Source organism: Pseudomonas sp. GW823-FHT06B06, assembly GCF_058795195.1.
Genome location: NZ_JBXAHO010000034.1, coordinates 18,829 through 32,532, shown reverse-complemented (window position 1 = coordinate 32,532; position 13,704 = coordinate 18,829). Strand labels below are relative to the sequence as shown.

Below are 13,704 nucleotides of genomic sequence, written 5' to 3'. Positions count from 1 at the left end.
CTGGCTTGCAAGTTCAGTTATCGATCCAGCAAAGGTGCCAGCAGTGCACACATGCCCCGCCAGTGCGAACCCTCCCAGTAAATCCGTTGGCAGCCGTCGCAGCGCAGGAAGTGCGAATAGAGCGCGCCAACCCGTGGCGGCACCTGCAAGCGGGCCAGTTCCGCGCTGATCTCGTGCAGCGGCAGGTTGCAATGAAGGCACAGGCTGAACGGTCGAGCGCTACGCGCCAGGTCCAGGCGTTCGTAGATTTCACGCAGCTGCAACGACGGCTTCAAAGCGTGCACGTAACAGCCGTGGCTGATGATGCGCCGCTTGAGCAGCTCGCGGTCACGGGTCAGCACGATGCGCCCTTGCGTTGCTGCGATCTCGGCGATCTCGCCATCCTCGAAGCCATTGTCGTAGAGCGTGTCGAAGCCGCTCATGCGCAACAGGCTGGCCAGGCCGCCCAGGTGCGCATCTGCGACAAAGCGCAACACCCGTAAAGGCTGCGCACGCACCTTCAGCAGCGGGCTGATGTCCAGCGCTTCGAACTTGGGATACACCGCCAGCCGGTCACCATCGATGATCACCCGATCCAGGCCCACCGACTCACCGTTGAGCAGCACCAACTCGACCTCCGTGTGCGGTATCCCGAGCGCCTCGATCATGTGCTTGACCGTCGCCCCTCGCGCGCACTCGCAGGTGAATGACTGCCGCCGCCGCTCGGCCGGCAGGAAATCGTTGAGCTCCTCGTAGAAGCGGAAGGTTGCGCTGGTCATGCTCAACAGTATGGCAGGACTGCAGGGTGAGCGAGTCCAGTGCGAACATTTGCAATACGGCGCGTTTTCATCAGATCGAATAGGGTTTGCCCGGAGGATCTTTAGGTGAAAATCAACTAACTCAAGCGACGGGCTAACTGAACTTTAAACAATATATCCCGCATACTTAGCAATCGAGTTGAGCGGGCAAGAAAACGCAATAAGGCAACTCGATTTACTTCACCAAGTTTGGAGGTATTCCTCTGCGCGTTACATTGGTGCGGACGGAAAGGCGCAGGCAGGCATGGCATTGAACGTGGCAGATGCTCACGCGCTTCATTGCCGGCAACGCAACCACCAGGAACTAACGCAGGTCATTCAACACGCAGTGTATCGGCCGCGTTACAACTTAATATAGATGCCATGGAAGAACAGCGCCAGTGATATGGAGTCAACTTACGCAGTTGCATGAGCGATCAGCAGCCGTTCCAGTAAGTAATGCCAGCGCGATCTAGCGTCAACAATCTGGCTGGCAGGATTCGCAATTAGCTGTCGCGTGCATGAAGTCGGTAAGTGAGCTTCCGGTTGACGGGCGGGTAAGGCCAAGAACGCCCTTGCCGCCGCCCCAATAAAAAACTGTACTCACGCACAGGAAGACTCTCATGCACACCATTCGCAACACCTTGGTGGTGGTGGATTGGCAGCAGTCCAGCGACCTGATCCTGAACCGGGCCAAAATGATTGCCAGCGCTACCCAGTCGCACCTGCACCTGCTGGCTTGCGACAAAGGCAATCAACATTCCTCCTACATGAACGACATGCAAGGCGCCCTGGTAAAGGAGGGTTACAGTGTAAGTACCCAGCAGGCCTGGCAAGGGAGTCCGTACAAGACCATCATCGCCGCCCAGCAAGCGCAAGGCTGCGGCCTGGTGATCAAGCAGCACCTGCCCGACAACCCGCTGATAAAGGCCCTGCTTACCCCCGAGGACTGGAAGCTGCTGCGATACTGCCCCAGCCCGGTGCTTATCGTAAAAACCACAAGGCCCTGGACCGGTGGCGCCATTCTCGCGGCCATCGATGCTGGCAGCAGTGACATGGAACATCGCGTCCTGCATTCCGGCATCATCAGCCACGGCTATGACATCGCCACACTGGCCGGGGGCACGCTGCACATGTTGAGTGCCCACCCCTACCCCATGCTGTCGGCGGCCGACTCCGTATTCCAGCTCAAGGAAAGTATTCAGGCGCTCTATCGCGAACTGTGCAAGACATTCCAGGCCGAATTCGACGTCAGCGACGAACGCCTGCATATCGAGGAAGGTCCTGCCGAGGTTCTGATCCCGTACATCGCGCACAAGCTCGAAGCGGTGCTCACAGTGATCGGTAGTGTGGCCCGCACCGGACTGTCTGGCGCATTGATCGGCAACACCGCCGAGATGATCCTGGACACCCTGGACAGCGACGTACTGGTGCTCAAACCGGACGACATCATTACCCACCTGGAGGAACTGGCCGCCCCATCACACGGTACATCGGCAGACACTACGACATCCTCCTGGCCGTATCACCACCATAACCATCGGCCACATACTTAAGAGCCCGACAAGCAGTCTAGCCAGCTATCCCACCGACGTCGCCCTTGCAGCCCGCGCCGGTTCACGGGATGTCACCAGGCCGATGAAGGAAATCGCCAACGCCAGGCCGATGGTCGCGCTCACTTCGGTGCGGTGCTCGGGCGTGATCATCATCACCGCCAGCGCCGCACAGATGAACAGGATGACCAACCAGGTCAGCCCTGGGAACAACCACATGCGAAAGGCCAGTTCGACCTTCTGCCGACGCAACATCCGCCGCATGCGCAACTGCGACACGGCAATGGCCAGGTACACCAGCAAGGCGATGGCGCCGGAACTGGCGAGCAGGAACTCGAACAGGCCGGCGGGCATGAAGTAGCTCCAGACAGTGATCGCGGCACCCAGCACCGTGCTGGCGATGACGGCGGCCCGCGGCACGCCTTCGGAGGAGGTCGCCTTGAGCGCCTTCGGTGCGTCGCCACGACGGCCCAGCGAGTACAGCATGCGCGAGGCAATGTAGATCGAGGAGTTCATGCAACTGGCCACGGCGATCAGTACCACCACGTCCACCATGAACTTGGCGTGGGGAATGTTCATCAGCTCAAGCGCGCGCTGGTAGGAACCCACGGAAGCCAACAGCGGATCATTCCAGGGCACCACGGAGATCACCACGAAAATCGACAACAGGTAGAACACCCCGATCCGCCAGATCACCGAGCGAGTGGCCCTGGCAATGTTTTGCGCGGGGTTATTCGATTCGGCAGCGGCGATGGTGACCGCCTCCGTACCGATGAAGCTGAACATGATGGTGATGAAAGCGCCGACCACCGCGGACAAGCCGTTGGGGGCAAAGCCGCCGTGCTGGGCCATCAGGCCGCTCAAGCCGCTGACCTGGCGATCGGGAACCCAGCCCATCAGCACGGCAAAACCCACACCGATGAAACCGATGATCGCCACGACCTTGGCCATGGCGAACCAGAATTCGAACTCCCCGTACTTGGACACACTGAACAGATTGGTCACCACCAGGGCGATGATCGAACCCAGGGCGAACAGCCAGGCATCGACCTGGGGAAACCACTGGTGCAGCACATGGCCGGCCGCCAGGGCTTCGATGGGAATCACCAGGACCCAGAACCACCAATAAAGCCAACCGATGGTAAACCCGGCCCAGCGCCCGATGGCCTGGTCGGCATAGGTAGAGAACGATCCGGTATCGGGATTGGCCACCGCCATTTCCCCGAGCATGCGCATGACCAGCACGACCAGCAGGCCGGAGAACAGATAGGCCAGCAAGACGGCCGGGCCAGCGGCGGCAATGGCATGCCCCGACCCGACGAACAGGCCGGCACCAATGATGCCGGCGATGGAAAGCATGGTGACGTGACGAGGCTTGAAGCCCTGCGCCAATTGGCCGTTCGAATCCTTGAAACTGGGGCTTGTCATTGTGGGCACCGCGGCAAAAGATGCGCCACCTTACCCGGCTTTTCCGCCAAATCAATTACCTGATCACGCCACCTCCGTACCTGATCTCGACACGGGACCCGTGTTCGGTCGCAAACAGAACTGATCAGTCATCAACGGCTGGTCCCTTGTCTTCGGCCACAGTCATCGCCGTCGCAGATACCTGGCCTGCCGATTTTCTCTTGCGCCGACCCTACCGCTGCCTGCCTCCAACACTGCCTATGTTCGCTACCGAACAGACTTCGCGCCGCTGAACACCCCACACTCATCACTGGAATGCTGCGCCCGGCGGCGCAACGCCCGCACACCTGGCCTGGCGTAGAACCGCCTTCATTCCATATGCGATCTGCGCTGCGCGGGTCGTACGAAGGATTTCATGCAAAATATCCTGACTCGCACGCTGTCCAGCCTGTGGCGCTCACCGACCATCTGGCTCAGGTGGAGTGCCGCGCGACACAAGTTCGAGTACGAGCCCATCCTGCGTTCCGACCTGTTCAATGCGCAGCAGATGGCAGATCACGGTATAGTACTGGCCCGCCAACATGTGCTTGGGCGTCTTTCAAGAAAGGACGCCTTGCTGGGCCGCCTGACTGACAACCAGCTGCTGCTCGAACGCAGCTGCGCGGCGCTCAAGACCGTACAACTTTCCAGCCGACGCGCCACCCCTGCGGCGGAATGGCTGCTGGACAACTTCTACCTGATCGAAGAAAACATCCGTACCGCCAGGACCCACCTGCCCGACGGCTATAGCCGCGAGCTGCCCCGCCTGGCCGAAGGCCCTTCGACCGGCCTGCCGCGGGTCTACGACATCGCCCTGGAGACCATTGCTCATGGCGATGGCCGGGTCGACGCGCAAAGCCTCAATTGTTTCATCGCCTCTTATCAGACCATCACGCCGTTGGCCCTGGGCGAGCTCTGGGCGATCCCGATCATGCTACGCCTGGCGCTGATCGAGAACTTGCGGCGCGTGGCATCCCGGGTAATGGCCAACCGGGAAGACCGCAACCTTGCCGATGACTGGGCCGATCGGTTGATCGAGATTGCCGAACGCGATGCCAAGAACGTGGTATTGACCGTTGCCGACATGGCGCGCTCGGCACCACCGATGACGCCATCATTCGTTGCAGAACTGGCGCGCCGTCTGCACGGGCAAAGCGCCGCGCTGATATTGCCGATGGCATGGATTGAACAAACGCTGAGCGAGTCCGGCTTCACCGTCGAACGCCTGGTGCAGATGGATGCCCAGCAGCAATCCGGTGACCAGGTGTCCATCAGCAACAGCATCGCCAGCCTGCGCTTGCTGGCAGCGACCGATTGGCGCGAGTTCGTCGAGCTGCTCAGTCATGTCGAACAGGTATTGTGCACGGACCCGGCAGGCGTCTACGCGAACATGGACTTCGCCACCCGCGATCGTTACCGCCATGTGGTCGAACGTCTCGCCCGGCATTGCGTGCAGTCAGAAACCATGGTGGCAGACGCGGCCATCGAACTGGCCGCGACCCCACAGTCGACGGGCCACGTGACCGGGCATGTGGGTTATTACCTGGTGGCTGAAGGGTTGCCCCACCTTGAGCAGGCGCTGCACGCCAGCGTGTCGCTGCTCGAGCGCTGGAAGCGGCTGTTGCAGAGCGCCCCGCTGAAGTTCTACCTGGGCCCTGCACTGCTGCTGACACTGTTGCTGGCCTGGCCATTTCTCAGCAGCGCTTACTACAGCGGCACGCCCATCTGGTGCCTGGTGCTGCTCGCCGTGCCCGCGTTATTGATGACCAGCCGCCTGGCCCTCGGGTTGGTCAACTGGGTGGTGACCCTCACGGTCGCCCCGTCGTTGCTGCCCCGCCTGGATTACAGCAAGGGCATACCGGCCGACGCGCGGACGCTGGTGGCGGTGCCTACGATGTTTGCCAACGCCAGCGACATCGAGGCCCTGGCGGAAGGCCTGGAAGTGCGATTCCTGGCCAATCGTGATGCCAATCTGCATTTTGCGCTGCTCAGCGACTTCATGGATGCCCCTGCCGCGGTGATGCCCGAGGACGCCGAGCTGCTTGAACTGGCGCGTCAACTGATCGATGCGCTGAACCACAAGTATGCCGATGGCCAGGACGACCGGTTCTTCCTGCTGCATCGGCCCAGGCACTGGAGCTCGACCGAGCGGGTATGGATGGGGCATGAACGCAAGCGCGGCAAGCTCGCCGAGCTCAACGCCTTGCTGCGGGGCAAAGGGCAGGAGCGTTTTGCGTTGATCGTCGGGGATATCGCGCCGCTGAGTGCGGTGCGCTTCGTCATCACCCTGGACACCGATACCTTGCTGCCCCGGGATGTCGCGCGTCAGTGCATCGGTACCATGATGCACCCGTTGAACCATCCGGTTTTCGATGAACAAAGCGGCAAGATCGTCAGTGGCTACGCCATCCTCCAACCCCGCGTGGGAATCAGCCTGCCGAGCACGGCACGTTCCACCTATGCCCGCCTGTTTGGCAGCGATGCGGGTATCGACCCCTATACCCGCGCCGTCTCTGATGTTTATCAAGACCTGTTCCGCAACGGTTCCTTCATCGGCAAGGGCATCTATGCCGTCGACGCCTTCGAACAGGCGCTCGAAGGCTGCCTGCCCGACAACCGCATCCTCAGCCATGACTTGATCGAAGGCTGCTACGCCCGCTGCGGGCTGCTCAGCGATGTTCAGCTGTATGAGGAGTACCCGTCGCGCTACAGCGCCGATGCCAAACGCCGCCATCGCTGGATTCGCGGAGACTGGCAAGTGCTGTACTGGGCCTTGCCGTGGGCACCGAAACCCCAGGGAGGCTTCGCACCCAACCGCCTGAGCAACCTTGCTCGCTGGAAGATCATTGACAACCTGCGCCGCAGCCTGGAACCAGCCGCCTTCCTGGCCATGTTGGCCTGGGGCTGGTTGGAAACCAACGAAGCCGCCTCCTGGACATTGGCGGTGGTCATCCTGGTCTTTCTCCAACCCTTGCTGCAATCGGTACTGGCGCTGGTACAGAAACCTGCCGATATTCCATTGGGACAACACCTGAGTGCGGCATTGCGGACCTCGGGCCAGCATTTCATGCGTGCGCTGCTATCGATTGTCTGGTTGCCCTCCGATGCATTGTTGAGCCTGGATGCGATTGGCCGCTCACTGTGGCGCATGCTGGTCAGCAAACGCCGCCTGCTGCAATGGCAACCTTCTCGTGAAGTGGAGCGCTCCAGTGGCAATACTCTGCCGGGCATGTATAAAAGCATGTGGATTGCCCCGGCGCTGGCGCTGATCCTGTTCGCTGCCCTGCTCCCCTCCGTCGCCGTACTCGCACTGGCGGCACCCCTGCTGCTGGTGTGGTTGGCGAGCCCGGCAATTGCCTGGTGGATCAGCCTGCCGACTACACCGGTCGGCTTTAATCCGTCAGCACAGGACCTGCGATTCCTGCGCATGCTGTCACGCCAGACCTGGGCGTTCTTCGATCGCTATGTAGGCCCCGAGGACAACTGGTTACCGCCGGACAACGTCCAGGAGATCCCCAAGCCGACCATTGCCCATCGAACCTCACCGACCAACATGGGCATGGCCTTGCTCTCTCACCTGGCGGCCCACGATTTCGGCTATTTGAGTACCGGGCGCTTGCTTGAACGCATCACTGCCATGCTTGAAAGCATGACCGGTCTTGAGCGTCACCATGGGCATTTCTACAACTGGTACGACACCCAGACACTGCAGCCGCTGGCGCCTCGGTATGTGTCTACCGTAGACAGCGGCAACCTGGTGGGCCTGTTGCTGACCCTGCGACCGGGGCTGCTGGGGTTGGCCGACACGCCTCTGTTCGATCAGCGCACCCTTGGCGGTCTGGCCGACACCCTGGATGTGCTGCAACAGGCGCTACAAGACGCGAACCTCGACGACCGCACCGTGCTTGAACTGCGCGCGAAGGTGGACTCGGCGATTGTCCAGGACACCCCGGACAGCTTCCTGCAAGTACTCGATCAGGCGGATGCCTTGGCCATCGACACTGCGCCCCCCTCTGCTGAAGAAGTCCACTACTGGCTCCAGGCATTACAGGCACAGTGCACTGAGCTGCGGGCAGAACGACTGCGCTTCACGCTGCCGCCGGCACCTGCCCAGGCCAAGGCAGCGAAACCGACACCGACGACATCAACCAGCAGCCTGCGGCAACTGGCCGAGCTCGATTGCACGCTGTGGCCGCCCGCTGATCAGGCGCAAGTGCAGGTGGTACAACGCCTGGCTCGCGCACGCATCATCCACCTTGAACAACTGGCCGAGTTGTCCGCGTCACTGGCCAGCATGGACTTTACGTTCCTCTACGATGCACAACGCGACCTCTTCTCGATAGGCTACAACGCCGACGAACGCCGGCTGGACAACGGCTACTACGACTTGCTCGCGTCAGAGGTGCGCCTGACCAATTTCGTGGTCATCGCCCAGGGCCAGTTGCCGCAACAGGCCTGGTTCACCCTTGGGCGCTTGCTCAGTAACAATCGAGGCGTGCCGGTACTGCTTTCCTGGTCCGGCTCGATGTTCGAGTACCTCATGCCTAACTTGATCATGCCCAGCTATGAAGGGACGCTGCTGGAGCAGACTTGCCGCGCGGCCGTCGCCTTGCAGATCGAACATGGCCACCAGTTGGGCATCCCCTGGGGCGTGTCCGAGTCGGGTTACAACACCCTCGATGCTCACTTCAATTATCAGTATCGGGCGTTCGGTGTTCCAGGCCTTGGCCTCAAGCGCGGGCTGGCCGAGGACACCGTGATTGCGCCGTACGCCAGCGCCCTGGCGCTGATGGTCGAGCCGCAAGCGGCCTGTCGCAACCTGCAACGCCTGGCGGCCCAGGGGTCGGCCGGCCGCTATGGCCTGTACGAGGCGGTGGACTACACCGAGGCACGTTTGCCACGCGGCCAGCGTTATGCGGTCGTGCGCTCGTTCATGGCGCACCATCAAGGCATGAGCCTGCTGGCCCTCACCAGCCTGTTGCTGGACCGGCCCATGCAGCGACGTTTCGAATCGATCCCGGCCTTCCAGGCGACCGTCCTGCTGCTGCAGGAGCGCGTACCGAAAACCGCCGCGCCGTACCTGCATGCGACCCAGGCGCCTGCCAACGGGGAAAACGGCACGCAGGAAACCCGGCTGCGCGTGTTCGCCGATCCCGGGCGCAAGCGCCCCGCCGTCCAGCTACTCTCCAACGGCCGTTACCACGTCATGCTCAGCAGTGCCGGCGGCGGCTACAGCCGCTGCAACGACATCGCCGTGACCCGCTGGCATGAAGATGCGACCCGCGATAACTGGGGCATGTTCTGCTACCTGCGCGATGTCAGCAGCGGCGCATTCTGGTCTTCGGCCCACCAGCCGACCCTGCACCAGCCAGAAAGCCACGAGGCGATTTTCAGCGATGCCCGGGCGGAGTTTCGTGTGCGCGAGCTCGACTTCGATACGCACACCGAGATCGTCGTGTCTCCCGAAGACGATATCGAACTGCGCAGGCTGCACATCACCAACCGCGCCCGCGTAAGACGCAGCGTGGAGATCACCACCTACGCCGAGGTGGTACTGGCACCGGCCATCAGTGATGCCATGCACCCGGTCTTCAGCAATCTGTTCGTGCAGACCGAACTGGTGCCGGCGCTGCAGGCCATCGTGTGTACTCGCAGGCGGCGTTCCAGTGAGGAAGCCGTGCCTTGGATGTGCCACCTGCTGGCCGCCCATGGCGTGGACATCGACGCGATTTCCTACGAGACCGATCGAGCCCGGTTCATTGGTCGCGGACGCAACGTTGCCGCACCGGCGGCGCTCGATGGCAATGTCAAGACGTTGTCCGGCAGCGCAGGCTCGGTGCTTGACCCGATCGTGGCCATCCGCTGCCGTATCACCCTGGAACCCGGGCAAACAGCGACCATCGACCTGGTGACCGGCATCGCGGACAGCCGTGAGGGCTGTCTGTACCTGATCAATAAATACCGCGACCGGCACCTCGCCGATCGTGTTTTCGACCTGGCATGGACCCACAGCCAGGTGTTGCTGCGCCAACTCAATGTATCGCAGGAAGACGCCCGCCTGTTTGAACAGATGGCCGCGTCAATCCTTTACGCCAATGCCGCGTTGCGCGCGGAAAACAGCGTATTGATGGCCAATCGACGTAATCAGTCGAGCCTCTGGGGACAGGCGATCTCCGGGGACCTGCCCATCGTCCTGCTGCAGATCGCCACCGTCGAGAACATCGAGCTCGTCCACCAGTTGGTCAAGGCCCATGCCTACTGGCGGCAAAAGGGGCTGATAGTGGATCTGGTGATCTGGAACGAAGACCAAGCCGGCTATCGCCAGCAACTCCAGGACCTGATCATGGGCGTGGTGACATCCGGCAGCGAAGCCTCGCTGATCGACCATCCGGGGGGCATTTTCGTGCGTCCGGCCCAGCAGTTGTCCAATGAGGATCGCACGCTGATCCTGTCGGTGGCGCGCCTGGTGCTGAGTGAAGACAAAGGCGGCATTGCCGAACAGATTCAGCGGCGTCATGCCAGCCCGGTATACCCGGCGCTGGTCCCTCTCCTCAAGCGCCAGGCAAAGGCGGCCGCTGCCTTGCCCGTTGTCGAAGGTTTGCTCCTGGGCAATGCCTATGGCGGCTTCAGTGCCGATGGCAACGAGTACGTCATGACCTTGCAGCCTGGCAGGCCGACGCCAGCGCCATGGGCCAACGTGCTGGCCAACCCGCACTTCGGCACGGTCATTTCCGAAAGTGGTGGCGCTTACACCTGGATGGAAAACGCTCACGAATTTCGCCTGAGCCCCTGGCACAACGACCCGCTCACCGACGCCAGCGGCGAGGCGATCTATGTGCGTGATGAAGAAACCGGGCATTTCTGGTCCGTGACGCCACAGCCTTGTCCCGGCACTGGCGCGTACCGCACTCGACATGGCTTCGGCTACAGCGTCTTCGAGCACGATGAAGACGGTATCCACACCGAGTTGTGGGTGTATGTGGCGCTGGACGCATCGATCAAGTTCTCGCACTTGCAGGTTCGCAATCGCTCGGGCCGCGCCCGACGCCTGTCGACGACGTGTTATGTCGAGTGGGTGCTGGGCGACTTGCGCAGCAAATCGGCGATGCATGTGGTGACGGAAGCCGACCCCACAAGCGGCGCCTTATTCGCCAGGAACGCCTATTCGATCGAGTTTTGCGAACGGGTGGCGTTCCTTGATACCGACTCGACCGACACCACCATCAGCGGCGATCGCACCGAGTTCATCGGCCGCAACGGCAGCCTCAAGGCCCCTGCAGGACTGCAGCAGGCACGTTTGTCGGGCCGTACCGGTGGCGGCTTCGACCCTTGCGCGGCGATACAGGTTGCCGTGGACCTGGACAACGGTGACGACCAGGACGTGGTGTTCCGGCTCGGTGCAGCCAGGGACACGGCGTCAGCCCTGCGCCTGGTTCAACAGTACCGCGGCCTGGGAGCGGCAACCGCGCAACTCGAGGCGGTTCGCGAGCATTGGCGTTCGCAGCTGGGCGTGATCCAGGTCCAGACCCCCGACCCGAGCATCAACGTCATGGTCAATGGCTGGCTGATGTACCAGGTGATCGCCTGCCGCTTCCAGGCCCGCAGTGGCTACTATCAGTCCGGTGGGGCCATCGGCTTTCGCGATCAACTGCAAGACAGCATGGCGATGATCCATGCCGATCCCGCCAGCGTGCGCGGCCATTTGTTGCTATGTGCAGCCCATCAATATGCCGAAGGCGACGTGCAACACTGGTGGCACCCGCCGCTCGATCGGGGCGTGCGCAGCGGCTGTTCGGACGACTATCTGTGGCTGGCGCTGGCGACCAGCCACTATGTCAGCGTCACTGCCGACCTCAGCGTGCTGGCTGAACCGGTGGGTTACCTTGAAGGCCGCCCGCTCAATGCCGGGGAGGAGTCGTATTACGACCTGCCGGGCAAGTCGCACCTCGAAGAAAGCCTTTACCAGCATTGTGTACGCGCCATCGAACACAGCCTGCAGCGCGGCAGCCACGGCCTGCCCTTGATTGGCACGGGCGACTGGAACGACGGGATGAACCGGGTCGGCCATCTGGGCCGTGGGGAAAGCGTGTGGCTGGGCTTCTTCGGCTTCGAGGTGCTGCAACAGTTCGCCATCACCGCCCAACTGCATGGCGACCCTGTTTTCGCACAGCGTTGCACCCAGCAGGCTGCCTTGCTGCAGGCCAGCCTGGAAGAGCATGCCTGGGACGGTTCATGGTATCGGCGCGCCTGGTTTGACGACGGCCAGGTTCTGGGCTCGGCCAACAATGACGAATGCCGCATCGACTCGATCTCGCAAAGCTGGTCGGTACTCTCGGGGGCAGCCTCGCAAACGCGGCGCCGCACGGCCATGGCATCACTGGAGCAGCACTTGGTACGCCCCGATACAGGCGCGGTACTGCTGCTCGATCCGCCCTTCGACGCAGGCGTGCTGGAGCCCGGCTATATCAAGGGCTATGTGCCGGGCGTACGGGAAAATGGTGGCCAGTACACCCACGCCGCAGTCTGGGCCGGCATGGCTTTCGCCGAACTTGGCGACAACACCAGGGCCTGGCGATTGCTCGACATGATCAACCCCGCGGGCCATGAAATCGCCAAGCGGATCGATACCTACAAGGTCGAGCCCTACGTCATGGCGGCCGACGTCTACGGCACCCCGCCCCATGCGGGCCGCGGGGGCTGGACCTGGTATACCGGTTCCGCCGGCTGGACGTACCGCTTCATCGTCGAGTCATTGCTCGGTTTGCAGCGGGTCGGGACTTCATTGCATATCGAGCCGTTGCTGGCGCCGGGCTGGGCGGGCTACACGCTGCACTACCGCCATGGGGTGACGACTTACCATATTGAAGTGCGACCCGGCACGACCACCACGCTTGCGATCATGCTGGACGGCGAGTTGCTGGGCCAGGACGCGCTGCAATTGTCAGATGACGGCAGGGAGCACCAGGTGCTGGTGACCTGCCCGGTCAAAGCGCATCAGCCGCCATTGCCAGGGTACGACAGAACCGTCGAAGCCGATCTGGAGCGCTGAGGTGCCGCGCGCTTGACCCACCCGGGTTCAGGTATCAACGCCTGGGCCCTGATGGCGCGCGCTTTGGAGTAACCTGCCCCCCTCAGGGAATTCTCCCTCGAAGGGTGGCTGAATATGTCTGTCGTACCCAAGCCACAACAGAACTACCTCCTGGCAGCGCTTCCGGCGTCAGCGCTGGAACGCCTGCTCCCCCACCTGGAGCCTGTCGAACTGTCACTGGGCGAAGTGCTCTATGAGTCCGGTGGCGCCCTTCGGCATGTCTACTTCCCCACTGATGCCATCGTGTCGCTGTTGTACGTGATGGAGAACGGCGCCTCCGCCGAGATTTCGGTGGTCGGCAACGAAGGCCTGATCGGCGTTGCCGTGTTCATGGGCGGCGAAAGCACACCCAGTCGAGCCGTTGTGCAAAGTGCCGGGCAAGCTTTCCGGCTACCCGGCCAGCAACTCAAGGACGAGTTCAACCGCCATGAAGAAATGCTGCTGCTGATGCTGCGCTACACCCAGGCACTGATCACGCAGATGGCCCAGACGGCGGTGTGCAATCGTCACCACGCCATCGACCAGCAGCTGTGTCGCTGGTTGCTGCTGTCGCTCGACCGCCTGCCGGGCAATGAACTGACCATGACCCAGGAACTGATCGCCAACATGCTTGGCGTACGCCGCGAAGGCGTGACCGACGCCGCCGGCAAGCTACAGCGCCTGGGCGTCATCGAATATACTCGGGGACACATCAAGGTCCTGGACAGGGCTCGTCTGGAGGAGCTGAGTTGCGAATGTTACGCCGTGGTCAAGAGAGAAACCGAACGCTTGCTGCCCTACTTTCCGATACGGCGCGACAAACGAAAGGAGTGAAACCTGTGACGGACACCCTCAATCCAGG

Annotated in this window: 5 protein-coding genes; 3 read left to right on the top strand and 2 right to left on the bottom strand. The window is 61.9% G+C overall.

All coding sequences use genetic code 11. The features are described 5' to 3' along the window. Positions 1-17: 17 nt before the first annotated feature. Positions 18-758 (bottom strand): Mut7-C RNAse domain-containing protein, encoded by a 741-nt coding sequence (locus tag AC1Q8Q_RS24785; protein WP_020798134.1) that lies wholly within the window; start codon positions 756-758, stop codon positions 18-20. 641 nt (positions 759-1,399) lie between these two features. Between AC1Q8Q_RS24785 and AC1Q8Q_RS24780 the strand changes: the two genes are divergently transcribed. Then, positions 1,400-2,332, top strand: coding sequence for a universal stress protein (locus tag AC1Q8Q_RS24780; protein WP_492615619.1), 933 nt, complete (start codon positions 1,400-1,402; stop codon positions 2,330-2,332). A gap of 24 nt (positions 2,333-2,356) precedes the next feature. Here the strand turns inward: AC1Q8Q_RS24780 and AC1Q8Q_RS24775 are convergent, their stop codons facing one another. Beyond that, complete coding sequence (locus AC1Q8Q_RS24775; protein ID WP_492615618.1) at positions 2,357-3,757, bottom strand: amino acid permease; 1,401 nt, start codon at positions 3,755-3,757, stop codon at positions 2,357-2,359. A gap of 394 nt (positions 3,758-4,151) precedes the next feature. On the opposite strand from AC1Q8Q_RS24775, the gene AC1Q8Q_RS24770 reads away from it, so the two are divergent. Next, positions 4,152-12,824 (top strand): GH36-type glycosyl hydrolase domain-containing protein, encoded by an 8,673-nt coding sequence (locus AC1Q8Q_RS24770; RefSeq protein ID WP_492615617.1) that lies wholly within the window; start codon positions 4,152-4,154, stop codon positions 12,822-12,824. A gap of 114 nt (positions 12,825-12,938) precedes the next feature. After that, positions 12,939-13,676 (top strand): Crp/Fnr family transcriptional regulator, encoded by a 738-nt coding sequence (locus tag AC1Q8Q_RS24765; protein WP_454866475.1) that lies wholly within the window; start codon positions 12,939-12,941, stop codon positions 13,674-13,676. Positions 13,677-13,704: the final 28 nt, after the last annotated feature.